Here is a 26,882-nt window from a genome sequence, read left to right as displayed (position 1 = left end):
TCTTTAATTGGAGATTCCTAACTTATGAAAATAGATGTGAAGTGCCCTTACTAAAAACCAAAGTGAATGAATGGTACAGCAGGTGTCATATAATGAAAACGGTGGTATCACAGGAGGGGAAGCTATGTATAATGTTCTGTTGTTTACGGATTCCGGGGTGGATGACACACTGGCACTCATGTACGCACTATTACATCCGGAAATAAATGTAGTAGGTGTTGTGGCTGGATACGGAAATATAACTAAGAAACAGGTAATCAATAATACTGCTTATTTACTTAAACTAGCGGGAAGGGAAGACATTCCAATCATTGCAGGTTCATCGGGACCATTGTCAGGAGAACTAGCTACCTTTTATCCGGAAATCCATGGCCCTGAAGGATTGGGACCAATTAGACCTCCTGAAGATTTAGGGGAGGTAAAGGTATATGACATCAACAAGATTCTTGAGATTGTTAAACAATACGCCAATAATCTAGTTATAGTTGGAGTAGGGAGGCAGACAGATCTTGCAATTCCTTTAATTCTCTACGGTCGGGAAGCTTTTAAGAATGTCAATGCTATTTACATTATGGGTGGAGCATTCCTTGTACCGGGAAATGTCACTGCTGAAGCCGAGGCGAACTTTTACGCTGATCCTATTGCAGCCAATCAAGTCCTTGAAAAGGCCAGGAATGTGTTTTTGCATCCATTGAATATTACCAATAAAGCTATTATTCCTCCCAGTGTAATCGATTATCTAGCCGAGAACAGCCGTTCACCATTCAAGGATCTGATCAAACCAGTGTATGACTATTATTTTGAAGCATATAAAAAGAATGTCCCTGGTATTCCGGGTGCACCTCTTCATGATGTAATAACATTAAGTGCACTTGTAAATCCGGATCTAGTAAAATATTTGCCGCGGAGAGTGAGAATTGAACTTTTCGGAGGAGCAAGAGGCAAAAGCATGGCTGATTTCCGGCCAAAACCTGAGCCAGAGCCGGAAGAAACTCTCGACTGGATTGGTATGGAAGCGGATATTCCAGCATTCATAGAGGATTTCACTCGTGTATTTATGGATAGCAGTAAAGCAGGAGAATAATAAAAAATTCCGCTGTCACATTAATAAAAATAGACAAAAAATCGCGAAAGCCCAGCAATACTGGGCTTTTATTTATCACAAACTCTGGTTTACTCCTTCAGCCTTCTTCTGAATGCCAATGGCATAATTCATAACAAAAATACTTGTGGTAATCAAAGTTCCGTGGAAAATCCATACCATTTCAGGCAGTGATAAAACTTCAAGTAAAATAGGTGCGACTACAAATCCGAGAGCAAACCCTAAGGATTTTAACAGCATTCCGACTCCAAAGATTCTTCCACGAATATGGTTATCCGTTTTTTGTAAGATGGTAGCATGCAAGGTAGTGAAGCATGCATCAAAAATACCTGTAAAGAAGGCAAAGGATAAAACAATCCAGAGATTTAAATTGGATAGGAAAGTGATAAAGCCTGCTGACATAAGCATTGCAGAGATAAAGAAAGTAAAATAGAGACGCTTTCCTGTAAGTGATGGTAACTTAGGCAAGATCATAGTTGCCAACACAGAACCGATCCCCCATACACCCCAGATTAAGCCATAATAAAAGCTTTGCTTATCAGCATTAATATTCTCTGCCAATAACGGAATCCCTAAGTTATGCGAAGCACCAGCAAAAGCACCTACAAGGAAAACGATATTAATCATTAAAAGCATTGGTGCCAGCATGATAAATGAATAGACTTCTTTCAAATCCCTGACAATGGTATACAATTTGTCTTTAAATCCATTAGCTATGGCAATTTTCTCTACTGGGACTGTCGTTTCCCATTTCATTTTTAATAAAACAATTGCAGAAATTATGTAGGTCGCCGCGTCAATCAGTAAGGTAATCTGATATCCGAGGAAATCAGTTATCACCCCAGCACCGATAAAACCAAAAACTAAACTGATCGAGGTTAACCGCGAGATTAAAGCGTTCGTTTCAAGTACCTTATCCTGACCAAAGATTTGCGGAATCTCCGCACTATAGCTGACTGCAAAAAAGCTGCTTGTCAATCCAATTAAAAAACAGACGATCAGAATCATAATTGGATTTGGAAATGGAATCAAACTCAGGATAATGACTGCACGGAATACATCAGTCCAAATCATTATTTTCCTGCGGTCAAAGCGGTCGGCAAGTATCCCGGAAAATAAACTTGAGATTACTCCGCCGAGTGTACGAACTGCCATAGTGGCCGCCAGCCAAGCTGAGCTTCCAGTAGCTGCATACATTAAAACATTTATTGCTATTAGATCCATAAAGGTTCCTAAATCGGAAAAAGCTTTTACATAAAGAAAAATTTTGCGGTTCATAATGTCTCCCTTAAGCTTGATGTAAAAATGCAGTCTGTTTTATTTTAAAGATTTTGAATATACTTCGCAATACGAAATTTTAAAAAATAAATTTATTTAAGTAGGGAGAGCAAAGCTATTTTTTAATCGGTATATTTGAATGATTTTGTTAATAAGAATTGAGCGAATGAATTTCTTTATAGGGGGAATTGGAATGAATGAAGATGAATCCTTATTACATGCGGATACGGGCGTTACATCTTTATTGTTTGTTGAGCGATCGTTAAATGAAATTCGTTTTTGGTCGAGGATCATGAAGGAACACTCCTTATTTCTTCGGCTAGGATTTCGAGCAGAGGATACTCAACTTATCCAAGAAGCAAATCAATTTTACCGTTTATTTGAAAGCATTGAACAGACAGCTCATTCTTTTACCAATCAAACAGATCCTGAACAAATAAGAAGATTTAATTCAGAAGTGCAGCAGGCGGCAGCAAGTATTTTTGCCTTTAAACGAAAAGTGCTAGGGCTAATTCTAACCTGTAAATTGCCAGGGGCAAATAATTTTCCGCTATTAGTTGATCACACAAGCAGGGAAGCGAATTATTTTCGAAAACGATTGATTGAACTAAACGAAGGTAAACTGAAACCACTTCCTGATGCAATTATTAAAGAAAATGTTTTCTTCTTAAGGATTATGGCCGACCATGCAAAATTTATTGGTCATTTGCTGGATCCGTCCGAAAGAAAACTAATTGATATAGCACGTAATTTCAGCAACGATTTTGATCAGCTCATGTATCAAGCAAGAGACCTAGAATCGATGAAACCGCAATCACAAACAGTTCCTTTATTAGATCAGTTCCTGGATCAAAATCGTGTGTCAGTATCTTCTCTAAGAGATTTCAAGAAAACGGCCCGTGATTTAATTGAGCAGTGCAAAATAAAGAGTATCATTCATCCATTATTGGCTGACCATGTGTTCCGTGAAGCGGATAGATTCTTAGAAATAATTGACATGTTCGATGCTCACCTTACAGGTGGAAAACCACAAATGCCATAGTAGAAGATAAATTTAATTGGGCTTTTTAAATAATTCTTATTAAAAGTATCACCGATTTAAAATGGTTAATTAAACGCTATATAGGTGGCTTGTTTTTTTAACCATTCAATTAGAAAGGCAACGGACCTATTATGGGTGTTGCCTTTTTTGTTTTTCTGAAAAATGATTTGTTAATCTAGTTGTTTTTAAACTTAAAAGCGAAATTCAATCAACTCTTAAGATTGATGGTCTTAAGTTTTTGGCTTCTCATTTGCAGAAGCCGTGCAGGAGTTTGTTTTTCGGAACAATGTAAGCAGAGTTAAAATCGAAGTTAAGGGAGCACAAGAATGGCCTGAAAGATTCCCAGGAGGACATGGTGGGTATGCCTTTGGTGAAACAGATGTTACTCAGATAAAAAGGTTACTGTTTGAAAGGAAGTTTGGATCTAATTTAGAGTGATAATTTTTTATAAATTAGAAAAAAATAATGTTTAGGAAAGGAGGGATTACGAATGTCTTTGAAAAAGTGGATTACAGGATTGGTCGGTTTTCTTGCAATGGTTATGGTTGTGACAACTACAGGCTCACTCAGTGTTTTTGCCGAATTCGGTATTGTAACCCAACCAATGGAGAATGTGAATGCGATTCAGGTAGAATTGAATGATGTTTATTTTAATCCTAAAGTTATCACGATTCCAAACGGAACAACTACAACGTTAATATTGAGAAACAAAGGCAAGAAAGAGCACACTTTTACAGTGGAAAAGCTTGGAATTGACACCGAGGTCCAGCCAGGAAAAGAAAAAAGCATTTCCGTAAAACCAGAACAGGCCGGTACTTATGAACTGATATGTCGTTACCATTTCCAGGAAGGAATGGTTGGGAAAGTAATAGTCAAGTAAAAAGCAGGGCCAATATGGCTTTGCTTTTTTTCATATACCAAGAAAATTTATTGATTGATGTACCAATCAGCGAGTAAACACTCAGGCTTATTAAGAAAACGGACCGAGCTAAATTAAATATCTATTATTAGAAATTACGCCTAGACAGATGGGTTCGAATTGGACTGCCAGCAGATATACTTATACCGCAAGGATAAATGATTTAAGTGTTTGCAGATAGATTAACAACGCCAACCAGTTTGGCATGATTTTGCTAAGCAGGAATACTTATTGAAAGTAGTCCTGCTTTTTGTTTTCTGTAAACAATTAAGGAAGTTTATGATGTATCTTGCAGTGAACTTGTACATAACACCTGTTTTGGAGAAAAGGATAAATAGCCTGTGTCGTGATTACCAAATATGTAAACCAGGGGGAAAGAAAGGAACCGAACACATTTTGGTGATTTCCAGTAGTTCTGAAATGTAACGGTACTATATTTAAACATTTTAAAAACGAGGATCTAAAAAATACAATCAATAAACTTAATATGCAAAAAAACTATAAAAACTAAGGTAGGTAAATTCTCTTTAAGAATTATTTAAGAAGATAAATTCTTTTCAAAAAGTTGCAAGGGTTTTTGAGCAGTAACCCAGGTTATTGCTATGGAACACTTAATAAGAAGAAATGTAGGCAGATTCACTTCAACGGACATTAAAGATAAAGAGGGGGATAGTAAATCCATTAGTTCAAATTATATTTTTCCTAGTTTACATAACATAAATTCTAGGAAGTTCTATAAATGCTAATACAAATCATCTCAATCACTAAGTATACTTAAGTTAGTGAGATGAAATTGAAATTTTTAAGAAATGATTAATTTTAGTTAATTATTTTATTTTTGCATATTTTATCACTAACTTTTTATATATTATTTTCTAATCGTTAATCAACTTATTAATTTGTTTTTTAGTTTAATTCAGTTGGAACTTAAAATTCCTTTTATTTTATATCAAGTTTCCATGTTTTTTATCAGCTTGCTATTAACTTTTAATTATTATTGTTTTTTAAAAATTATTGAAACTGTCAATTAAAGCATTCCAGCTTAATTTAATATCTAGTTCTATATCTTTAATTCCTTTTTTATTAAATTAGTTTACATAATATTATTATGTAAATATCTGCTCTTTCATTTTGTTTTTCTTAGATTGTTTTTTATTTAATGATCATAAGCTAAACCTTATTTCACTTTACTAAGGTCTAAGGAATGAAATAGTTTTACATGATTGGTTTCTGCCTCCTCCCTCTCAAGTCTTGGTTTAACAAGAAAAACACAGGTTAAACCTGTGTTTTGTCGACCCGTTTTCTCTGGGCTAAATATAAGTACTTTCTGGGCGTTCCGTAATATACTAATTCACTAAATTCCGGATAAACCGATGCAAATTGGACATAAATTGGGACGTCAAGCAGCCAAGGATAGTATCTGTAAAAGCCTCTGTCTCCATATATTATGCCGGTTAAAGCCAGATCCATTTCTTTTTTAAAGATCATATATCGAATCCTGGACAGATTTTTATCAAATTCCCCGTTGCTGACATATGCTTTTCCGTACAGCAAATATTCACCATTAACGGTTATCCATTCAGCCAATACTTCATCACGCATTTTATAGTTAATGGCTTGGTAATCGTATATGTTCCCAATGCTTAAATATAGTTCACCGGTTGTATCAGAATGTGTTAATGTATATTTCCTGCTGTCAACGGGTTCAAAATCTGTTGCGGGTGGAATATACTTCACACTCAACTTTTCAGGTTTGAATTTGCTCATGATCCAAGGCTCCTTTCAAAAAAAGAATCCTTTTTTTCATAGCCTATGCAAAATGAGCCCAATACGTTACAGGCGCCTACATTATGGAGTTTTTAAGCTTTTAACTCTTGTATTGACCAAATTCCACTTGCCCTTTTCATAAAACCAGGTCGATTCCACTTCCGCAACGCCATCCGCATTATATGCTCCGTTGACTCGCTGACTGCCAGCTAAACAATAAAGGTTTTCTTTTCCCTTTACTGGCTTTAATAGTCCATAAGGAAGGACCATTAATTCAGTTGGTTCATTCAATTTGCCGTCCTGGTAAAGACCAAGCCGCTCGTAATCCTCTTTCCTGTCACTTAAGTCAAAGCTGTAAGATTGGCCAGTTTCTTCAATCGTGATGGATGCTTTATAGCCATCTTCAAACTGGCTATTAATTGTTAATGGTTCAGGAACAGTGATATCAGTTACTTTAAAATCTTTCAGAGTGTATAAAAAAAAGTTCGATAGTCCTCCACTGCCGCCAGTTGGAATGCTGACAAAGATATCTTTAACCCCATCATGGTTCAGATCCCGGAAAGTGGTTGAAGGGTCATACCCGCCTTCTAATTCAATTTTGTATGTTTTCCCGTTCGATGCCTTGATTTTAAGGTAGATTCTTTTTAGGAACTGTGCACCTTCTTCAAAAGGCACGCCTTTTACATAAATGGTATCCTTTTTTCCATCCCCTGTGACATCCACTTTGTCTTCTGATACAGTAACTGTCTTATCGTGCGACTCTCCAGCATATACACCGGTCAGCGCAGTTAATGACATGCAAAAGAAAGCAGCGAATGTCAGCAGTAGCTCCTTCTTCATGTGCATCCCTCCAAAATATATACTGTTAAGTTGCCCATTAATGGTAAAAAAATGCATAAAACCCTCGGAAATAACAAAGGGTTTCAAACCAAATTGTTTGTTACCGATTCCTCCGCGGGATGCAAGACTGTCACTGTATATAAAAATATCCAACAATAAGGCTCTTTTCGTAATCTTTTTGCTGCTTTCTAAACAAGAGTATAAACAGAAGACAGCCAACAAAAAAGACACAGGATTAACCTGTGTCTAAAAGAAAAATTATTGATTATCTGCTGGCAGCTCACTTTCGACTTTCCAGAGCTCGTTTAGCTTTCCGGTTTCACTTTCATCCACTAGGAATGAACCGTTCGTATAGCGGTCATTAAAGCGAAGTTCACCAGCTTTTACTGATACAATATGCTGTTTCTCCGTTTGGAAGAAAATTTCATCCTGGTCTCGGACAGCTTCTACACCGATAATTCGATGCGGATTTGATTTCAATTCTCTTAACATCACCACTCCGCGTTTTGCGCGAGAGCTTTTTTCGAATTCAGAGAGTTTCATCTTTTTCACTGCTCCACGCTGTGTAGCAACAACGATTGACTGGCTTTGGCCACCATCAATCACTTTACCGCCAACAACATAGTCGCCATCCTTAAGATTCATTCCTTTCACCCCAGCAGCTCTAACACCGATTGGGCTAACCTCTTCTTCATTGAACCAAAGGGCATAACCAAGATATGAAGCTAGGAATAATTCTTTCGTTCCATCCGTGATGTGTATATCAACAACACGGTCATCACCTTTCACATTGATCGCAGTTAAAGGCTTTGAGTAACGTTGTGCTTTATACAAACTTAATTCAGATTTTTTAACCATACCATTCTTAGTGATAAACACTAGGAATAGATTTTGGTCAAAGTTACTGATTGGCATAGCCTTGATGATTTCTTCATCCCTGTCGATCGGAACAATATTGGCTACATGCTGGCCAAGATCCTTCCAGCGAATATCAGGCAGCTCATGGACAGGCAAATATAGATAGCTGCCCTTATTGGTAAATAACAGCAAGACATCCTTCGTATTCATGTTCAACTGTGACATTAATCTGTCAGTGTCCTTCATTGCAAAGTCCATGCCATTGGAAGCTGCGTAAGAACGCTGGCTTGTCCGTTTCACGTATCCGTCATTGGTTACCGTTACGATTACATCCTCGCTGGCAATTAGTACTTCAAGGTTAATTTTGAGTTCTTCGATTTCTGCTTCTATTTTTGTGCGGCGGTCATCTGCGAATCGTTTTTTCACGTCTTTTAATTCTTTTTTGATGACTGCTAAAAGCTTTTTCTCACTTGCAAGAATGGCAGAAAGTTCTTCTACTTTCTTGGCAAGCTCCTCTGATTCAGCCTGAAGTGCTGTTATATCCGTATTTGTTAATCGATATAGCTGCAAGGAAACAATGGCCTCAGCCTGAACTTCAGTAAAAGCGAATTTTTTGATTAAGTTATCCTTTGCATCACGCTTATCCTTCGAAGCGCGAATCGTAGCAATCACTTCATCGAGGATGGAAAGAGCTTTCATGAGGCCTTCCACGATATGCTGGCGCTCTCTTGCTTTTTGAAGGTCGTACTGTGAACGCTTCGTTACGACATCCTTTTGATGGTCGATATATGCATCAAGGAGTTCAGCAAGGCCCATTAAGACAGGTCTCTTCTTGTTAATCGCAACCATATTGAAGTTGTAGGTTATTTGCAAATCGCTATTCTTATATAGGTAGTTTAAGACTCCGCTTGCATCTGCTTCTTTTTTAAGCTCGATGACAACACGAAGGCCAGTTCGGTCAGTCTCATCACGGACCTCTGAAATACCCTCTACTTTTCGGTCGAGACGGAATTCATCAATCCTCTTGACCAAGTTCGCTTTGTTAATTTCATATGGAATTTCAGTGATGACAATTTGCTGCTTTCCGCCTCTGACTTCTTCGATTTCAGCCTTTCCGCGTACAATGACTTTCCCCTTGCCCGTCTGATAGGCCTTCTTGATTCCCTCTACACCCTGAATGATTCCCCCAGTTGGAAAATCAGGCCCTTTAATAACCTGCATGAGGTCATCGATCGTGCAGGCTGGGTTGTCCATTCGCATGAACACTCCATCGATTACCTCAGCAAGATTATGAGGTGGTATATCGGTTGCGTAACCAGCAGAAATACCTGTTGAACCATTAACAAGAAGGTTCGGGAACATGGCAGGGAGTACTGTAGGTTCATTGGAAGTATCATCAAAGTTTGGAATGAATTCCACTGTCCGCTTTTCAATGTCCCTTAATAATTCGCCCGCAATTGCTGATAATCTTGCCTCTGTATAACGCATCGCGGCAGGAGGATCACCGTCAATGCTCCCGTTATTTCCATGCATATCAACTAAATAATTACGTACTTTCCAGTCCTGGCTCATCCGCACCATTGCGTCATAAACGGAGGTATCACCATGTGGATGGTAATTACCGATAACGTTACCGACGGTCTTTGCGGATTTCCTGAACCCTTTTTCGCTCGTGTTGCCTTCTACGTGCATGGCATACAATATCCTGCGCTGTACAGGCTTTAGTCCATCCCTTGCGTCAGGAAGTGCACGTTCCTGAATTATATATTTACTGTAACGGCCAAAACGATCGCCTAATACATCTTCTAAAGGAAGGTCACGGAACTTTTCTGCTGAACTCATTCGCCAGCAACCTCCTCTGCAACTGAAATATTTTCATTTTCAAGTATATTGCCGTCTTCTTCAAGACCGAATGCGACATTAGATTCAATCCATTTTCTACGAGGTTCAACCTTGTCACCCATCAGAGTTGTTACCCTTCGTTCAGCTCGTGCTACATCATCGATTCGCACGCGAATCAATGTGCGGGATTCTGGATCCATCGTCGTTTCCCACAGCTGGTCGGCATTCATTTCACCAAGTCCCTTGTAGCGCTGGATCATGTAGCCTTTTCCGACCTTTTTCATCGCTCCCTGAAGCTCATCATCGCTCCATGCGTACTCTATGATTTCTTTCTTGCCAGTACCTTTGCTTACCTTGTATAGCGGTGGAAGTGCGATGAATACTTTTCCAGCCTCAATAAGCGGCTTCATATATCGATAAAAGAATGTCAAAAGCAGAACCTGAATATGGGCTCCATCTGTATCAGCATCTGTCATGATGATGATTTTATCGTAATTGATATCATCTACATTAAAGTCGGTACCAACTCCGCCACCGATTGCATGGATGATTGTATTGATTTCCTCGTTCTTGAATATATCCTGCAGCTTGGCCTTTTCAGTATTAATAACCTTGCCTCGCAAAGGCAGTACTGCCTGGAACTTCCGATCCCGTCCCTGCTTCGCGGAACCGCCTGCAGAATCTCCCTCTACAAGATAAAGTTCATTTTTTGCTGGATTTTTAGACTGGGCAGGTGTCAGCTTTCCAGAAAGCATTGCATCGGAGCGTTTCTTTTTCTTTCCGCTGCGTGCATCCTCACGCGCTTTACGTGCTGCTTCACGTGCCTGGAATGCTTTGATTGATTTACGGATCAGCAACGTACTGATATCCGGATTCTCTTCAAGAAAATATAAAAGGTGTTCGGAAACAACAGAGTCAACTGCTGATCTGGCTTCACTTGTACCAAGTTTTCCTTTCGTCTGGCCCTCAAATTGAAGGAGCTCTTCAGGAATGCGAACTGATACAATCCCGGCCAAACCTTCACGAATATCAGCGCCTTCCAGGTTTTTATCCTTTTCCTTCAGCAGTCCGACTTTGCGGGCATACTCGTTGAATACCCTGGTCATTGCTGTCTTTGCACCCGCTTCGTGAGTGCCTCCATCCTTCGTCCTGACATTATTGACAAACGAAAGAACATTTTCGGAGTATCCATCGTTAAACTGGAATGCAAACTCAACCTCAATCTTGCTATATTCACCTTCGAAACTGACTACCGGATGAAGAACATCCTTTTCTTCATTCAAATATTGAACAAATGCCTGGATTCCTGTTTCATAGTGGAAAACATCCTTGGCATCATGACGTTCGTCAATAATTTCTATTTTTAACCCTTTCAATAAGAAAGCTGATTCACGAAGACGCTCGCATAAAGTGTCATAGTTATATGTCAGTGTCGAAAAGATTTCTGGATCTGGCTTAAAGTGAATCGTTGTACCTGTCTGGTTTGTCTTTCCTATTTTTTCAAGAGTGGTTACTGGTTTTCCGCCATTCTCAAAACGCTGTTCATAAACAAATCCATCACGTTTAATGGTGACGACGAGCCATTCTGAAAGCGCGTTTACGACAGAAGCACCTACACCGTGTAAGCCGCCGCTCGTTTTATATCCGCCTTGTCCAAATTTACCGCCTGCATGCAATATGGTAAGAATGACTTCCGGTGTCGGCTTGCCAAGCTTATGCATTCCTGTAGGCATCCCGCGTCCTTTATCCTGGACACTTATAGAATTATCTTTATGAATTTTAACGATAATTTGATTTCCGTAGCCGCCAAGTGCTTCGTCAACAGAGTTATCAACTATTTCGTAAACGAGATGGTGAAGCCCTCGTGTATCTGTACTGCCAATATACATACCAGGCCTTTTCCGGACGGCTTCCAAGCCTTCTAGTACCTGTATGGCATCATCATTATAATCAAAAGCTTGCTGATTTCTTGCCACAAACATACCCCTTTCATTTCTTGCAAACAACATTGACGGTTTTTATGTATAGTGTCAATGAATTAATTAAGTATTCGTCTTTGTAGATAGTAAGGTGTTAAAAAGTGCTCCAGATCACATGTGAGAACACTCGTTCTCTATATTTATTTTACCATAAGAATGGCGTCTATGCTTAATTGTAGCGATTAATTAGGATTTGGCAAACGGATTTAAAGAATTAAATGGAATTTTGTCATAAAAAATCAAATAAATGGACACTTGAATAAGATCTTTTATGGATTTATCGGCACCTCTTCATAAACTTTGTGGTTACAGCACAATCTATTCTATAACAATTTTGAAAGAAGTCTTCGTTGATAGTTGCAAAATGAATAAGAACGCCAATCATGCAATATCGTGATTCAGCTCCTTGATTCCGCCTATTCAATCCATTTCTTTATAAGCGCCAACACGTAATGATAGACGGCTGAAAAAAATAACTCCCAGTGATTCCCGCCATTAATATCAGCAATCGTACAGCAACATAAGAACAAATTCTCTTTTTTACGGAGGTCATATATATGAGAAGTACCAAGGTATTTGTCCTGGGTGCAACTTTGATTTTGTTTTTAGCACTTACAGCCGGCGGAATCTTCAGGCGAGATGATATCAAAGCCGATCATAATGGGGCTTCTGTCCAATCAGAAGGCCAGCGGATGATGATTAAAACAGGGGCTGGCCGCCAACATATGGTTGAAATCAATAATGTTCAAATGGGAGAAGGAATAAAGAAGCAGTTGGACACACAGCAAGAGGTTACGAGAATTCATCATAACCAAAAAGATACAAGCCATTACTATGATCACGAGGTGACGGTCGATTTTTTAAATGAACCAAGTGCTGATGAGATTGACCAAATTACCCGTGACATTAAAGGCTGGGTAGTAAATAAGCATTTCGATTCGATCTATATTTTTAGGTCGACGGTGATGGAAACACCTGAAATGGTTGATTATTTTAAAGAGGGAACGAATGTAGAATATGTCGAGCCTAATTTTATTTTGATGCAAAATCAAGTTAATTTGCCTAACGATCTGCTTTATCAGGAAAATTATCAGTGGAACTTACCTGTAATTGGAACTGAACAAGGGTGGGATATTACGCGCGGATCAAAAGAGATCAATATCGCAATTGTTGATACTGGGGTGGATCTTGATCATCCGGAACTGAAAAACAGGATTGTAAAAGGATATAACGTACTGAATGAAAATAATGAGCCGGATGATGATAATGGACATGGGACACATGTGGCTGGAATCATTGCATCAGAGACAAACAACAATGAGGGTGTTGCAGGCATAACGTGGTTCAATAAAATAATGCCTGTAAAAGCAATGGGAGCAAAAGGATATGGTACGACGTTTGATATTGCAAGAGGCATAGTTTGGGCTGTCGACAATGGAGCAGATGTCATCAACCTCAGCCTGGGAAATTACCAGCCCTCACAAGTGCTGGAAGAAGCTGTACGATATGCTTATTCAAAAAATGTTGTGATGGTATCAGCAGCGGGTAATGACGGCTCAGATCAGCCAACCTATCCGTCAGCTTATCCTGAGGTGCTGAGCGTCGCGGCTGTCGATTATGACGGAAAAAGGGCCAGCTTTTCGAATTATGGTGAGTACATTGATATTGCTGCTCCAGGTGTCTATATTCCCAGCACCTATTTTAATAAGCAATATGCTTCCTTGTCCGGTACCTCAATGGCCGCACCGCATGTAGCAGGCCTTGCCGCTTTAATTAAGTCAGCAAATCCTGAATTAACGAATACTCAGGTGATCAATATCATAATAAACTCAGCAATCGATCTAGGCGAAAAGGGTAAAGATATTGATTTTGGCAATGGGTTGATTGATGTCAATTCTGCATTGCAGCAAGCAAGAACAAATAAAGTGGAAACCGAAAAATATCGAGGCAGTATTTTTCAATTGTTTAGATAAAAGGTTTTTTCAAAAAGCTGTTGATAAAAGGAACTGTAGAAATGAGCACCTAGGTATCCCGAAAATCAAACATATGGCAGCTTTTGTTAAGGAACAAAAAGCGCAAGCGCCTTGGTCAGCCCCGACAAGCGCTGGCCGACTAAACCCGCCACGTCCTGTGGCAACGTCGGCACTAAGACATCGTGTCTGTCGAAGGGCCGACCAGTGAAGTCGTTCTTTGACTTCATTGGGCGGACCGAAATCGAAATGTATAGCCGACTGCCCAGAAACGCAGAAACTGGAGACTCCGACAAAGAAGCGTTTTTTGCTTCTGCCGGCGGAGTTGAAGTTTCGGAGTTTCTAGGAGGCGACACTGGACAAGCGACTCGAGGGGCTAGGCGCGGGGGCTGGAATAAGCAAATCCGGCTTGAGTTATCCACACCTGAAAAATTTTATAATTCCCTGGTCAACAAAAAAAGCTCATCCAGGACGGATGAGCTTTTAACGTTTTAAACAAGTTTTTAAAATGAGGATACAATCAATAAAAAATTTACATGGATATTATTGTATGACATATGTTTCTTTATTCACTCTGTCTAGCAATGGACTCCTAAACCCTGCTGAAAGAACGAACAGCTCATGCATGGCCCTCGTACAGGCGGTATACAGCAATTTCCTCTCTTCTTCTCTTTGATATTCAGAAACATCAAAGATCACGACAGCATCGAATTCTATACCTTTAGCAAGATAGGCTGGTACAACATTAATGCCTGATTCAAATGTTAATGTACCTTTTTCAATCAGTCTGGCATCATGCCTTTGTTTGATTGCTTCAAAGGCTGATTTGCTTTCCTTTGCAGTCTTGCAGATGATTGCAATATTTTTGTGCCCCGCTTCTTGCATCTTCTCAATTAATTTACTTGCTTTGGTTACTTGATCATTCATGTCCTCAATTTGGACAATCACTGGTTTAGGGCCAGTTCTGTTAAATGGTTCAATTAATTCTCCTCCATCAATCAACTGGCGAGTGAATTCAACAATTTGTCTCGTCGAACGATATGTCTTTGTCAATCGATAGGTTTCTTTTTCTCCAAAATCGAGTTCAGATTCCGCTAAAATGGTTGGAGCTCCTGTAGGTCCTGAATAGATTGCCTGGTTAATATCACCAAGCAGTGTCATTTTGCTGTATGGGAACATCATTTTGATGTAGGCAAATTGGAATGGTGTATAATCCTGTGCTTCATCGATGAATACATGGCGAATCGATGTATTTGACTTTCTGCCTTCCACTAAGTCCTGCAAATATAAGAATGGAGTTGCATCCTCATAAGCAATGAAACGTTTTTCTAAATTGCTGATTGTAATAGCACATGATTTTTCCCATTCATCTGGAAGAACTTCATTTTGTGCGTGACCATGTTTAAAAAAATCAATAAAAATGGTTCTTGTATCAACAAACCTAAGTTTTTTAACAGAGTTAAACAGCGGCTTAAAACGTTTTTTTACAACCATTTCCGTTAACCATTTTTGTTCACGATCGTAATCATTGAAGGTATCATCTGCTGCACCCTGTTTTTGCTGGCTTTGTTTAAAAGCTTCGAGATAATCCTCCTTTTCAAGAAATTGAATCTCTCTTTCTACCCATTCTTGTTTTTGTTCAATTTTGGATTTCTTTTTCAATTCCTTGATAAGCCACTCTTTAACGAGCTGGACCCTGTTTGGTAACGAAATAGTTTTGTCAATGGATTCGTAAAAGGCAGCGATGTCCTGTTTAGAAATAATAATCCGCTTTTTAAAACCTATGTTTTTAAAGGGGAGTATTTCCGTTGATATTTTTTCAGCATATCTGTCTAAAAGGAATTTAAAATCCATGCTGGATTTAAAACGGATGCTGTCTTTACGTACGAAAAATGATTCATCTTTTTCCGCTTCTAATAAAAACTCCATTTGTTCAAAAGGATCCTCAAGTGTATAGTCACTTCCGAATCTAGTAGCCAGGTACTCCTGGAAAGTGGCCTGCTGCATATTTTCTTCCCCAAGCTCAGGCAGTACTGTGGCTACGTAGCTATTGAATAACGGATTTGGGGAGAAAAGCATGATGTTTTCTGACTTTATAATATTCCTGTATCTATATAAAAGGTATGCTACCCGCTGCATGGCCGCGGAGGTCTTTCCGCTTCCTGCAACCCCCTGGACTACAACAAGGCTGCTGGAGTCATTTCGGATAATCTGGTTTTGTTCCTTCTGGATTGTCGCTACAATAGTCTTCATTTGTGTGTCAGCATTGTTGCCTAATACTTCCTGGAGCATCTCGTCACCGATTGTTACACCAGTTTCAAACATTGCCTTAATTTTTCCTGCCTTGATGACAAACTGGCGTTTAAGCTCCATTGTTCCTTCGATCGTTTCAATATCAGTTTTATAGTTAGCTGGTCCTGGGGAGTAATCATAATACAGCCCAGAAATCGGTGCACGCCAGTCATAGATAAGGAAGTTCTCTTCTTTTTCATCCATTAGCGAAGCGATTCCAAGGTATATTTTCTCTGTCTGGCTCTCACCCTTTTCCTTAAAGTCAACCCTGCCAAAATAGGGGGAAAATCTAAGACGGGATAAAGTTTTCAGCTGCTTGATCATTTGGGATTGTGTACGTTCACGCTCTGAAAGGAGTGCTGCTTGCTGTTTGATGCTGGTGAATGTTTCTTCGACATCATCGGATTCATCAAAGTTCACAGTGACGTCTTCCCAGAATGTTTTTCTGAGCTGGAGAGCATCAGAGCCAACACCACTAGAACTTTCATTCCATTTTTCCGCTTTTTTATCGATCTCCTTTATGATAAAATCCACACGGTTCTGTTCAGTTTCCAGGTTTATCAGCTGCTTTTCTTCCATGAAAATCCACTCCCAATATTCGTGCCCTTATACTTGACATTCATTTTCATCTGTGTTAGTGTTATAATAGAGTTTTTATGTGTATATACTTGCGCTTCTGTTAGAGCACCTTTCATTTTACTATGTGCATATTCATAATTCAAATACATTTTTTGTCGAAATGCACCTTAATTATAGGTGTTTTTATTTTTCTTTTTGACTGTACTGAGCTGGACTATTAATTTCCGATTAATCAATGGAGCTTGTTAATCAACAATAACCTTTTACAATCCTTACTAAACGTAAAAAAGCCGCGATGCTGCTCACACAGCTTGCGGCTTTTTTGTTATTTACTTAATTTAATGACAGATGCAAGATTTGAAGCCAGCCTTTCCACATATACACTGGCATTTTCAAATGCGTCGGTCAGTGGGATAATACCAGGTACAATGCTAAAAACGGCATCTATTCCATGTTCATGGACAACATGACTGTCATAGCCTACATTGCCTGCGATAGCGATCACGGGAATATTGTATTTTTTTGCTGTTTTCGCAACTCCTATTGGTGTTTTGCCAAAAATCGTCTGTCCATCAATCTTTCCTTCTCCGGTAAGGACAAAATCTGCATCCTTCAGCTTGTCTTCAAGTGCCGTCGCTTCAAGAACAATATCTACGCCACTTTTTAATTCTGCCGACAGGAAAGCCATTAAGCCTCCTCCAAGACCGCCGGCGGCACCGGCGCCAGGAATCTTTTCGATATCCTTGCCCACATCGCTGAGAATCATTTGAGCATAATGAATTAGGTTTTCATCCAAACGTCTTACCATTTCAGGGTTAGCCCCTTTTTGAGGTCCGAATATGCTCGAAGCGCCTTTTGGGCCAGTAAGCGGGTTATCGACATCGCATGCAACTTCGATCGAAACAGATGCCACGCGAGGATCTATATTGGACATATCGATTGCGGCAATGTCCCTAAGTGCTCTACCGCCATCACCTATTTCGTTTCCTTCAGAATCCAGAAGCTTAATGCCGAGAGCTTTTGCCATGCCGGATCCGCCATCATTTGTAGCGCTGCCGCCAATTCCAATAATGATTCGTTCGATTCCAAAATCAAGAGCGGCTGCTATTAATTCACCTGTACCCCTTGTAGTGGTGATTAAAGGATTTCTTTTTTCAGATGGAACAAGATGCAGACCAGAAGCGGCAGCCATTTCAATTACTGCGGTCTTTTCATCACCAGATAGTCCAAAAAATGCTTCGACGGGTTCTCCAAGTGGTCCTGTGACCGTTTTTGAAATGATCCTCCCCCCTGTTGCATCAACTAGAGATTGGACAGTTCCTTCCCCTCCATCTGCCATGGGAACTTTAATAAAATCAGCATGAGGAAGAACCTTTTTCATCCCTTTTTCTATTGCCTGGGCCACTTCAAGTGCAGTCAAGCTCTCTTTAAATGAATCAGGTGCTATTACGATTTTCATGCGCAGCTTCTCCTTTCATTGCTGGAACCGGATTATCAAAATTGACTAACTCTATAAGATTGTGAAAATGTCCTATCCGAAAAACTTAAAGATTCCAAAAATCAATGTGGACATGATCGCTAAAGTTAAACCAATTATCGTTTCGTAAGGAATTACTTTTAGACGTTCTTTGATTTCCATATTTACACTGCCTCCTGTTGCATGGAAGAAGCTTCCGTGTGGCAGGTGATCAAGAACAGTTGCACCAGCATGGACCATTGCCGCACCTGCTAGTGCTGTGACACCCATTTCAAGAATGGTGGATCCGAATACCTGTGATGCTACAGCCGTGCCTGCGGTTGTAGAGGCTGTTGCTGCTGACATAAAGATACCGGAAACTGGAGCCAGTACATAACCAGGCAGACCTAAAGCTTCTAAACTATTAATCACAACATCCTTCAAACCGGAATTTGCGATAATTCCTGCAAGGGTCCCTGTCCCAAGTAGCATGATGGCAACACCGGACATTTTTCCTAAACCTGAAACAGCATAATCATTAATTTTTTTAATGTGGCCCATAGCCAGAGCACCTGCAATCCCTCCGACTGGCAAGGCGATCATTGGGTCGATATTGATATCAAACAACGGGCGAAGAGCAAGCAGGATGATCGTGACTAACGGAGCGACGATTGCCGGGAAAATGAGCGGGAGCTTTCCGCTGTGCTGCGTTTCACTTTCCTGTGCAGTTACATTTGACCCCTTGTCTACTAGCTTCTTAGCTAAAATATATGTGACCGCTAGGCCGAAAATGGCGGGGATTATTCCAGCTGCCATAACAGAAGTTAATGGTATTTGGAAAGCATCCGCTGCAGCAATTGCATTTGGATTTGGCGACATGATATTGCCAGCTTTACCGCCTCCGATCATGGCAAGCAAAATAGCTGTTTTGGAGATGCCAGCTCTGTTTGCAATCGCTAATGCGATGGGTGATACGGTAATTACCGCTACATCGATGAATACCCCAACAGTTGTAAGGATCATAGTTGCTATTGCAAGTGCAAGCAATGCCCGTGTTTCTCCTACTTTTTTAACAATCGTTTCTGCGATTACGGCTGCTGCCCCTGATTCTATCAGTACACCAGCAAGCACACCTGCAGCAAGAATTCTTAAAACTGCCGGAATGATGCCTTTAGCACCTTCCATCATTAAAGTAACGGTATTCGTGACATCGACTCCGCCCACAAGTCCACCGATAAGGGCGCCTGCAATCATTCCGTAAGCTGGCGATACTTTTTTAAGAATAAGAAAAATTGCGACAATAAGAGCTACTAACGCGCCGAAAGCGCTTACTTGTATATCCAATGTAATTCCTCCTCGTATCTTGTTGTAATATAATTGTAAGCGCTATCTGATCGCTTTTCATTATACAAACGATCAAAAAAAGACCTGTAATAGTACAGGTCTTTTGTGCAAAAGCACAATTATTTCAGCTCTTTATTTACTAGAGCTATATATAAGTGTAGCAAATCTGCAGTTTTTCGGGGATCCTTGCCAGTGATTTCAGTGATTTTATCCAGCCTGTACCTTAATGTGTTGCGATGGATGTATAGTTGTTGTGAGGTGCCATTCATGTCCCCATTCGTTTCAATATACACTCGTAATGTATCCGTTAGTTCACCTTTTGGGTCCTTTTTTGATAAAACCTCGACGAGTGGATCCAAATCCTCGGTCAGTCCATCCCTTGATGCTACAAGTAAAAAAACAGGTAGATAGTAATCTTTATAAGTGAAAATGTGCTGATCAGCATCTAATTTTAGACCTGCTATAAGTGTATTAGATGCCTGAAGAAAGGATTTCGCTGTGCCAGAAAGTCCTTCATGATATTCTCCAATCGCTATTTTTACATCCAGTTTTAAATACTCTTTCATACCATTATGCCAGTCTTCAGCAATTTTTCTCAGATAAGCCAATTCATTTGTATTGTTTCCTGAAGGGATTTTCTTTAAAATGACAATCCTGTCGTGCTGCATCAAATATAAATCTTCTTTTTCCAGCCTGCTTTTCAGAAAGGAAAAAGATTTTTTGCGATCGGAAGTTAATATTACCATCGCTGTTCTTGGCAGCTGCAAGTCGATTCCCAGACGTTTAGATCGTTCAAGAAAAAGAGAATCAAATGTGCCTTCAAAATGAATAATCTGGCTGACTAGCTCTTCCCTCAACCGTTCGTCCCACTGGATTTCATTCATGAGTACAGCTTGCTGAAGGCTTAACTCTGCGGCCATCCTCACAAGTTCGCCGTAATTAATAATTTCATCAGGTGGTCCTGTTATTCCGATGACTCCAACAATTTTCCCCTCGAACGTTATAGGAAGATTGATACCCGCTTTAACACCATTCAACTTTTCCGCCTCTTCATCGCTGATAGCGTAGCCCTGTCCCTTATCAACCACCATGACTGCCCCCTCATGGAAATCGTCAATCCGGTTTTTATCGCCAGAGCCAATGATGACTCCTCGGTTATCCATCACATTTATGTTCCTGCCGAGGATGCTCATTGTCCGATCGACAATTTCCTGGGCGAGCTGCTTGTTTAAAAACTCCATAGAAAATCCCTGCCTTGAAACGAAGATGTTTCTTTCCATTATGGCGGATTTTTGTCTTAAACAAAAGGGAAAGCGTGGGAACATATATCCCCACGCTTCCTAATTATCTAGTCATTGCATGTTCTACTTTTATGCATCTGTCCATGATGACAGTGTAGACTTTTTCCTTTAGAAAACGATAAGCTTCTTCATTTTCCACACCAAGCTGTGCCCAAAAAACATCAGCATCGATTTCGGCAAACTCCTTCGCAAGTTCTGGAAGGTATTCTGAACGGCGGAAAATATTGACGATGTCGATGTGGCCCTCAATGTCCTTTAAAGACTTCACTGCCTTGACTCCCAGAACTTCATCAACAGTCGGATTTACCGGGATGATTACGTAGCCTGATGCCTGCATTGCCTGTGACACCATATATGAGGTGCGCTGAGGATTATCACTTAATCCGACTACTGCGATAGTTTTCGCTTTTTTCAAGATTTTCCCGATTTCATTTCGGCTTGGATTCTCAATTGCCATGTGCCACTCACTCCTAGGAATGTATTTTTATCCCAATTTCATTTTAACTTAAGATATTGAAAGGTGACATAAACTTGCCTATTACTTATAATTTCTTTCGATAAATGAAAATACTTGCATCGATCCACTAAAAAAAACGTTAAACGAATAAGGTAGAACGTTTCAAATTATTACATCTTCACGCTTTATTGTTGGGTTTCATTCTGCCCATGGTAAATTGGTCTGTGATGACAGCAATCAATGTTCCAAGAATCAATCCATTGTTCAGGAGCGAAACAAGTGCAGGCGGAACATCACGGAAGGCTTCACCAGGGACGAACATAGCACCCACTCCTGCCAGTAATGAGATTCCAATGACAAGTCTTGATCTATTTTTGTCTGGTTCACGATCGAATTCGGAAAAAGCAATCGCAATCATATTTGCGAAAATGACAAAAGTTACTGCATACCCCACTGGTGCCGGCAGCGAAGCAAAGAATGACATTGAACCGGGTAAAAGGCTTGCGGCAATGATCAAGAGAGAACTGATCACAAATGGAAGCAGCTTCGTGATTCCGGTCGTAGCAATAAAACCAGCTGCTCCTGAAATAGGAACAGGACCAATTGCCGAAAACACACCTCCAAGAATTTGGTTAACTCCTGCGGTAAACCCACTTGCACGATAGCGCAGCTCTCCTTCAACATTTCCTTTTTCTTTCAAGACCTGTCCGGTAACCCGGATGCTTGCAAGCATATTTGTGATTAACAAGAAGGTGATAAAAACTGAGGTCACCATCAAGCCAGTGTCAAATACCGGCTTACCGAACGCGAAAATTTCAGGCAGATCAAATGCTGGGCCTTTATAAGAATGTAAACCTTCCCCTAAACCAAGTAATGAATAAAGCATCCAACCGGCAGAAAGGCTAATCAGAATTGAATACTGGCTTACCCACCTGATTCGATGTCTGGATAAATAGAAAGTTAAAGCCACCATTACAAGGCTGAACGATGCGACTCTAAGGTCTATTTGATTCATATCGCCTCCCAGTCCCATCATGCCTTTCATGAAAGAACCGCTTAACTGGATAATCAGCAGGAGCAAATATGTACCATTGACGACAGGCGTGAACAATTGAGCCAGTTTTTCGATCAGTTTGAATAGACTTAATAGAAAAAACACAAGCCCGCTAACGATCATCGCCCCTTCAAGTGCCTGAAGTGTTTCAATTTTGGAAGAAAACAGCGTGGTGCTTAAGCCTGCATAAATAGTGAAAACTCCCCACCAAAGCCCCGCCGGCCCTTCATTGATGGGCATTCTATGCCCTAGTAAAGCCTGAAGCAGACCGGATACCCCAAGTACAAACATTGTACGCTGGACCATTCCAGTAGTCTCGGCAGGATTCAAATGGTATATATCCGCGATGGCGATGGGTGCGACGATTGAACCTGCAATGATAAAAGCCATCCATTGGATTGCCGAAAGACTAGTTTTCATGTTGATAGTCTCCATTATCAATTATTTTTTTGTTACGTTTTGTTCATCGGCAAATGTTAATGCTGTCCATGCTGAACTGTCGGCAAAAAAACGGGACCAGGTGGCGATACCTGCTAAGTCGTATTTTTTAGCCAGCTCAGTACGTTTTTTCAAGGACAAATCATCTTCAAGCCATATTTTAAAATTCGTTTTATCCTTTTGATCATAATGTTCTGCGTAATTTTGGCCGCTTTCAGGATCATATTTTACAACAACCTTGTTGTCGTTTACCCATTCCTTAGCCTTTGCCATTGATAATGCTTTGGAACTAACTTCTATTGCGCCATCCTCTGCTTCCTTTTCTGACCATAGTCTGGTATACAATGGCACACCAAGGATCAACTTTTCTTTAGGCACAACCTTTAGCAAGTTTGCTAAATTTTTTTCTACCCATGGCAACGATGAAACGCTTCCGGCAATTGGTGAGCTTGCCCAATGTTCATCATATGCCATAACAGCTATATAATCGACCGATTGTGCCAGCTTCTCCCTTTCGTAAAATTTGGACCAATTCGCACTCTCCGACTGGAAGGTTACATCTAGTGACAAAACGAGCCCCGCTTCACGGAAATAGGGTGAAGCTTCCCTGACAAATTGAGTCACTAATGGTCCATCTTCGGGGGTGACATTTTCAATATCCAAATTAATACCTTGAAGCTCATACATATTGCAGTAGTGGAGCAGCTGTCGGATCATTTTCTTTCTCGTTTCAAAATTCTTGAAAGCATCATGTGTCATTTCCGGATCAAAAGCATTTGTGAAGAGTCCCCATACATGGAAACCTTTTGCCCTTGCCCATTTGCTGTATTCTGCAGAAGCTAAACTTTTTATTTCACCATCTGCTGCATTGAGATGAAACCACGTTGGAGAAACCACATTCACGCCTGGCATTTCAGGTATTTTTTCCGTGTCCGGATTTTTGGAGTAGACAGCCTCCCAGGTTAAATGGATGGGACCTGCCAAATCAGGCAACTTTTTAGGAGGAATTTTCCTTGTAACTGATATTTTCTCTGTTTTACCGGGAATGGTAAAATCTTTATGTAAATAACCTGCCACGCCGTTGTCCTTTCTGACGAAATAGTAATCATCTTTCTCAGATTCTATATAGAGTCTTTCGCCATTTGCTGTTTGTGCTGTATAGGGATAATCCAGACCTGGACCTGAACGTAATCGCAGCTCTTCTTGATGGACATCTTCACCTGTAACCTTACCTTGCCTCATCTTCTCTCCATCTGTTTGGAAAAGAATTGCTTTCGTTTCTTTTAAGATTTTATATTTATGAGGATAATAGCTGATGACCGGATCTAATGCCACATAAAGCTTACCATTTTTCGAATGGATAGGCGTCATCTGGAGCTTTACAGATTTTTCATTAATAAAATACGTAAGTGAATCTGTAGGCATCTGCACTACCTTGTCGGCCGTGGTGAAAATCACCGAGTTGGAATTGCCATCAAATACAATCGATTCATCAAGTTTTTTCAGAAAATCAAGCGGAACATAAACTGTATTTTGATGAATTAAAGCATTACCAGTTTGCTCACCGTTATAAATAATCGGATACTCTCCTTTAAAGTATTCCGCTTTTTCTTTAGAAGCAAAAGGATATAGCAAAAAGTATATGCTTGAAGCTATTAAAAAAGCGGAAAAAATAACACCCGCTAAAATGACTTTTTTTGATATATATTTTGATTCATTTGTCTTAAGCTCTGCCATACGATTCCCCCCCTATTAACTATCGTACTGAAAGAAACTGGAAATGAGAAGGGGTTTTTACATGATTGGTAAAGTTAATAACAAGTCGACTATTTGATTTTCTTCACTAGCAGCCAATTGAAAAAGGCTTTCAAAAAGGAAGCCGCAATATCAATAACTTGTAAATCTAAGGATTTTCTGAATCCAGTAGATCATATATTTAAATGGAGTCATCGTGTCTTCTTTTTCTTCGTATTCAAGGGTGAATTTGCCGTCCTCATTATTCCAAATTCGCTTGAAATATCGATCTGCGTCTTTAATCACCTGGCTACCAGCAGGTGCGGTAACTTTTAGGTTTGTCTCCAAATTGAAATCATCGAGATTTCTACTCGTGAAATTGGCTGAGCCGCCAAGGAGAGTTGCTTCATTCTTTCGGTCAAAATAAATCATTTTTGTATGGTATTGTTCTTCCCCGGTATCATACCATTTGATATGAATATTCTTGCTGCCCAGCTTTTGCATTTCCGCTGATACTGGTATATTTGGGAGACCTGACTTTTGGTTGCCGAAAGCATTTGTATTTGGATCAAGAATGATATTTATTTCAGCTCCGCGGTCTGCAGCCTTATCAATTTCGTCAATGACATTCCTTTCGGCAAGATAGAACATACCGATCCAGACTTTTTCGCCTTTTTTTGTCTTCTTAAGCTCATCAAGAAGATGCTTGAATATCTTGCCTTCTGTCAAAACCTGTACCTTTATTTTCCCTGTTTCCTCATCAGCTGAAAACTCAGGGAGTTTGCCCCCGCCTGAATAATCCGACACGGCCTGCTCTGACTCTAAAATATCCCCGATGACATTTCCGCTCGTTTCAAATGCGATATTAGAGTGAAATCCGCTGGCATCATGTGGATTTGCAGAGGCAACGATCGCTGTTTTTTCCGTTACAAAGACTTTTCGGTGATTCGCTTTCAAGTTCAGCAATTCAAGATAAGACCTTAGAGTTACATCTGGTGCGTTCTTTGCCATCGGGTTCGGAATCCAGCCTTCCCCTGACTGGCCAAACCATTGGAAGAATACTCTCCAAATGCCGGTGTACAATGGATTGGAATCACGTAACGGATCTAGTTTCGTGAAGATGACCTCAATATCATTTTCACGCAATTCCTTCAAGGTATCAGATTTATGGGATCCATAAGTAAGATTGATTTCATCTGTAATAAAGACAACTTTCAAATTCTTATGCTTCTTTTTTTGGGCAATCAATTTTTCACTAATGTTTTCACTGATTTCTGGATAGCCCATATCCTTTTTGTAGTAATCATTAAAAAGGAACATATCCAAAACGATAAATTCCTCAGCTTCTCCGATTCTTTTTAGAACAGTATCAAAAATCTCCTGCTCGAATTTCTTTTCGCCATCTTGACCTGTGTAGGTTAAATCATATAAAAACCGGACATCCTTGACGTTATGGATTTTACCTTCATAAGAAAGTCCCTCGGGCAGTTCCTTATGTGTATTATGGTAGACTGTCACTCCAACAATCAATGCTAGTATGAGCAGAATCAGCATCTTTTTGCTTTTAAATAATTTTTTAGCAATCCCCATATGATAGTACTCCTTAATTTTAATACTATACTTATTTACTATTTAAGTGAGTTATAAACTTACTTAGCAACCAATAGCTTTTTGAAATAGCAGCAATCAAGGCGAAAACAGTCTATATTAAAGATTTGCATGGAGTTTTTAATAGAACATGGTAAAATAAAAGAACCTTAAAATCTTTAAAGGAGAATATTTCATGGCATTAAACGCAATTATTATTGTCCTGGCTTATTTGCTTGGATCGATACCATCCGGCTTAATTGTAGGCAAGCTGTTTTTTGGAAAAGACATTCGTGAACATGGCAGCGGGAATTTAGGAGGAACCAATACTTTCCGTACTTTAGGGGTAAAAGCTGGACTTGCGGTCAGTATTGCTGATGTATTAAAGGGAACTCTGGCAGCATTCTTACCAGTTATTTTTGAAGCAGATATGCATATGCTAGCTGTTGGTGTCTTCGCAGTAATTGGCCATATGTATCCAATTTTTGCAGGATTTCGCGGTGGCAAGGCAGTTGCAACCTCAGGTGGTATTCTGCTTGCATATGCACCGTTATTATTTTTATTCATGCTCGTATTCTTTTTTATAAGTCTGTACATAACAAAATATGTGTCCTTATCCTCTATGCTAACTGCGATTGCAACCTTTATTTACGCCCTTTTTACCAGGGATGTTCCGTTGATTATTGTAGTTGCCGTTCTTGCATTTTTCGTCATATATAGGCATCGGGCCAATATTACCCGCATCCGCAATAAAACAGAACCAAAAATTAAATGGCTATAAAATAGAAAGCCGGCAAACCATATGGTTTGCCGGCTTTCTATTTGCGGACAATGTCTAGTGCTTTCATGTTTGGGCCAGAAATGGATGTTAATCTCCTTTGGTTTTGTGACAAAAAAGTTCTTAATAAGATTTTTTTTGTTCTTTATTACAAACAAATCTAAAAAGCTGGTATAATCTAAACATAAATGTCATATAAATTCGAAAGATATCGAAAATAGGTAAACTACAAAATAATGAATAGAATTTTTGATGTTCTGCCCAA

Annotated in this window: 19 protein-coding genes; 6 read left to right on the top strand and 13 right to left on the bottom strand. The window is 39.8% G+C overall.

Annotation, left to right across the window (positions count from 1 at the left end):
* Positions 1-124 precede the first annotated feature (124 nt).
* A complete protein-coding gene (locus tag AABM38_RS13760; RefSeq protein WP_423406948.1) occupies positions 125-1,084 on the top strand; it encodes a nucleoside hydrolase in 960 nt (319 codons plus the stop codon).
* Positions 1,085-1,159: 75 nt separating this feature from the next.
* Here the strand turns inward: AABM38_RS13760 and AABM38_RS13755 are convergent, their stop codons facing one another.
* Positions 1,160-2,380: an MFS transporter gene (locus tag AABM38_RS13755; RefSeq protein WP_423406947.1), complete on the bottom strand. Its 1,221-nt coding sequence runs from the start codon at positions 2,378-2,380 to the stop codon at positions 1,160-1,162.
* A 193-nt stretch (positions 2,381-2,573) separates the two neighbouring features.
* Here AABM38_RS13755 and AABM38_RS13750 point away from each other — a divergent pair, with 193 nt between their 5' ends.
* Both AABM38_RS13750 and AABM38_RS13745 read left to right on the top strand, forming a co-directional pair.
* A complete protein-coding gene (locus AABM38_RS13750) occupies positions 2,574-3,422 on the top strand; it encodes a DUF2935 domain-containing protein (RefSeq protein ID WP_423406946.1) in 849 nt (282 codons plus the stop codon).
* A 490-nt stretch (positions 3,423-3,912) separates the two neighbouring features.
* Positions 3,913-4,302 (top strand): cupredoxin domain-containing protein, encoded by a 390-nt coding sequence (locus AABM38_RS13745; RefSeq protein WP_423406945.1) that lies wholly within the window; start codon positions 3,913-3,915, stop codon positions 4,300-4,302.
* A gap of 1,314 nt (positions 4,303-5,616) precedes the next feature.
* Here AABM38_RS13745 and AABM38_RS13740 read toward each other — a convergent pair.
* The 4 genes from AABM38_RS13740 to parE all read right to left on the bottom strand — a co-directional run bounded on the left by AABM38_RS13740 (position 5,617) and on the right by parE (position 11,624).
* The gene (locus AABM38_RS13740; RefSeq protein ID WP_423406944.1) at positions 5,617-6,108 is read right to left on the bottom strand and encodes a staygreen family protein; all 492 of its coding nucleotides are present in this window, start codon (positions 6,106-6,108) and stop codon (positions 5,617-5,619) included.
* An 81-nt stretch (positions 6,109-6,189) separates the two neighbouring features.
* Positions 6,190-6,948, bottom strand: a complete 759-nt coding sequence (locus tag AABM38_RS13735) for a hypothetical protein (RefSeq protein WP_423406943.1) — start codon at positions 6,946-6,948, stop codon at positions 6,190-6,192.
* 258 nt (positions 6,949-7,206) lie between these two features.
* Positions 7,207-9,648 carry a DNA topoisomerase IV subunit A gene (gene parC, locus AABM38_RS13730; RefSeq protein ID WP_423406942.1) on the bottom strand — a complete coding sequence of 814 codons (2,442 nt, stop codon included), beginning with the start codon at positions 9,646-9,648 and terminating at the stop codon, positions 7,207-7,209.
* On the bottom strand, positions 9,645-11,624 hold the full coding sequence (parE, locus tag AABM38_RS13725) for a DNA topoisomerase IV subunit B (protein WP_423406941.1): 1,980 nt from the start codon (positions 11,622-11,624) through the stop codon (positions 9,645-9,647). Before parE ends, parC begins: the two co-directional genes overlap by 4 nt.
* A gap of 560 nt (positions 11,625-12,184) precedes the next feature.
* Here parE and AABM38_RS13720 point away from each other — a divergent pair.
* Together AABM38_RS13720 and AABM38_RS13715 are read left to right on the top strand one after the other, a co-directional pair.
* Entirely contained in the window at positions 12,185-13,600 is a 1,416-nt protein-coding gene (locus tag AABM38_RS13720; protein WP_423406940.1) for a S8 family peptidase, read from the top strand.
* A 204-nt stretch (positions 13,601-13,804) separates the two neighbouring features.
* Complete coding sequence (locus AABM38_RS13715) at positions 13,805-14,092, top strand: hypothetical protein (RefSeq protein WP_423406939.1); 288 nt, start codon at positions 13,805-13,807, stop codon at positions 14,090-14,092.
* A 48-nt stretch (positions 14,093-14,140) separates the two neighbouring features.
* On the opposite strand, the gene helD is transcribed toward AABM38_RS13715, so the two are convergent.
* The 8 genes from helD to AABM38_RS13675 form a co-directional block, all read right to left on the bottom strand.
* Positions 14,141-16,468 carry an RNA polymerase recycling motor HelD gene (helD, locus tag AABM38_RS13710; RefSeq protein ID WP_423406938.1) on the bottom strand — a complete coding sequence of 776 codons (2,328 nt, stop codon included), beginning with the start codon at positions 16,466-16,468 and terminating at the stop codon, positions 14,141-14,143.
* Positions 16,469-16,793: 325 nt separating this feature from the next.
* Positions 16,794-17,927, bottom strand: coding sequence for a glycerate kinase (locus tag AABM38_RS13705; RefSeq protein WP_423406937.1), 1,134 nt, complete (start codon positions 17,925-17,927; stop codon positions 16,794-16,796).
* Between the two features lie 72 nt (positions 17,928-17,999).
* Positions 18,000-19,268 carry a GntP family permease gene (locus AABM38_RS13700; protein ID WP_423406936.1) on the bottom strand — a complete coding sequence of 423 codons (1,269 nt, stop codon included), beginning with the start codon at positions 19,266-19,268 and terminating at the stop codon, positions 18,000-18,002.
* A 119-nt stretch (positions 19,269-19,387) separates the two neighbouring features.
* Positions 19,388-20,509 carry a sugar diacid recognition domain-containing protein gene (locus AABM38_RS13695; protein ID WP_423406935.1) on the bottom strand — a complete coding sequence of 374 codons (1,122 nt, stop codon included), beginning with the start codon at positions 20,507-20,509 and terminating at the stop codon, positions 19,388-19,390.
* A 103-nt stretch (positions 20,510-20,612) separates the two neighbouring features.
* A complete protein-coding gene (locus AABM38_RS13690; RefSeq protein ID WP_423406934.1) occupies positions 20,613-21,026 on the bottom strand; it encodes a CoA-binding protein in 414 nt (137 codons plus the stop codon).
* Between the two features lie 178 nt (positions 21,027-21,204).
* A complete protein-coding gene (locus tag AABM38_RS13685) occupies positions 21,205-22,500 on the bottom strand; it encodes a purine/pyrimidine permease (RefSeq protein WP_423406933.1) in 1,296 nt (431 codons plus the stop codon).
* 21 nt (positions 22,501-22,521) lie between these two features.
* Entirely contained in the window at positions 22,522-24,255 is a 1,734-nt protein-coding gene (locus tag AABM38_RS13680) for a glycosyl hydrolase family 18 protein (RefSeq protein ID WP_423406932.1), read from the bottom strand.
* A 150-nt stretch (positions 24,256-24,405) separates the two neighbouring features.
* Positions 24,406-25,842 carry a phospholipase D family protein gene (locus AABM38_RS13675; protein ID WP_423406931.1) on the bottom strand — a complete coding sequence of 479 codons (1,437 nt, stop codon included), beginning with the start codon at positions 25,840-25,842 and terminating at the stop codon, positions 24,406-24,408.
* Between the two features lie 193 nt (positions 25,843-26,035).
* Here AABM38_RS13675 and plsY point away from each other — a divergent pair, with 193 nt between their 5' ends.
* Positions 26,036-26,620, top strand: coding sequence for a glycerol-3-phosphate 1-O-acyltransferase PlsY (gene plsY / locus AABM38_RS13670; RefSeq protein WP_423406930.1), 585 nt, complete (start codon positions 26,036-26,038; stop codon positions 26,618-26,620).
* Positions 26,621-26,882 lie beyond the last annotated feature (262 nt).

This window comes from Heyndrickxia sp. MSNUG (assembly GCF_049532715.1).
GTDB lineage: Bacteria > Bacillota > Bacilli > Bacillales > Cytobacillaceae > Mesobacillus.
Note: the sequence above shows the minus strand (reverse complement) of the source record. Positions and strands in the feature narration are given on the sequence as shown.

Excerpts from the sequence above, each read along its gene's own strand:
- AABM38_RS13760 (WP_423406948.1), top strand. The coding sequence starts at position 125 with ATGTATAATGTTCTGTTGTTTACGGATTCCGGGGTGGATGACACACTG.
- AABM38_RS13755 (WP_423406947.1), bottom strand. The coding sequence starts at position 2,380 with ATGAACCGCAAAATTTTTCTTTATGTAAAAGCTTTTTCCGATTTAGGA.
- AABM38_RS13750 (WP_423406946.1), top strand. The coding sequence starts at position 2,574 with ATGAATGAAGATGAATCCTTATTACATGCGGATACGGGCGTTACATCT.
- AABM38_RS13745 (WP_423406945.1), top strand. The coding sequence starts at position 3,913 with ATGTCTTTGAAAAAGTGGATTACAGGATTGGTCGGTTTTCTTGCAATG.
- AABM38_RS13740 (WP_423406944.1), bottom strand. The coding sequence starts at position 6,108 with ATGAGCAAATTCAAACCTGAAAAGTTGAGTGTGAAGTATATTCCACCC.
- AABM38_RS13735 (WP_423406943.1), bottom strand. The coding sequence starts at position 6,948 with ATGAAGAAGGAGCTACTGCTGACATTCGCTGCTTTCTTTTGCATGTCA.
- parC (WP_423406942.1), bottom strand. The coding sequence starts at position 9,648 with ATGAGTTCAGCAGAAAAGTTCCGTGACCTTCCTTTAGAAGATGTATTA.
- AABM38_RS13720 (WP_423406940.1), top strand. The coding sequence starts at position 12,185 with ATGAGAAGTACCAAGGTATTTGTCCTGGGTGCAACTTTGATTTTGTTT.
- helD (WP_423406938.1), bottom strand. The coding sequence starts at position 16,468 with ATGGAAGAAAAGCAGCTGATAAACCTGGAAACTGAACAGAACCGTGTG.
- AABM38_RS13705 (WP_423406937.1), bottom strand. The coding sequence starts at position 17,927 with ATGAAAATCGTAATAGCACCTGATTCATTTAAAGAGAGCTTGACTGCA.
- AABM38_RS13695 (WP_423406935.1), bottom strand. The coding sequence starts at position 20,509 with ATGGAGTTTTTAAACAAGCAGCTCGCCCAGGAAATTGTCGATCGGACA.
- AABM38_RS13690 (WP_423406934.1), bottom strand. The coding sequence starts at position 21,026 with ATGGCAATTGAGAATCCAAGCCGAAATGAAATCGGGAAAATCTTGAAA.
- AABM38_RS13685 (WP_423406933.1), bottom strand. The coding sequence starts at position 22,500 with ATGAAAACTAGTCTTTCGGCAATCCAATGGATGGCTTTTATCATTGCA.
- AABM38_RS13680 (WP_423406932.1), bottom strand. The coding sequence starts at position 24,255 with ATGGCAGAGCTTAAGACAAATGAATCAAAATATATATCAAAAAAAGTC.
- AABM38_RS13675 (WP_423406931.1), bottom strand. The coding sequence starts at position 25,842 with ATGGGGATTGCTAAAAAATTATTTAAAAGCAAAAAGATGCTGATTCTG.
- plsY (WP_423406930.1), top strand. The coding sequence starts at position 26,036 with ATGGCATTAAACGCAATTATTATTGTCCTGGCTTATTTGCTTGGATCG.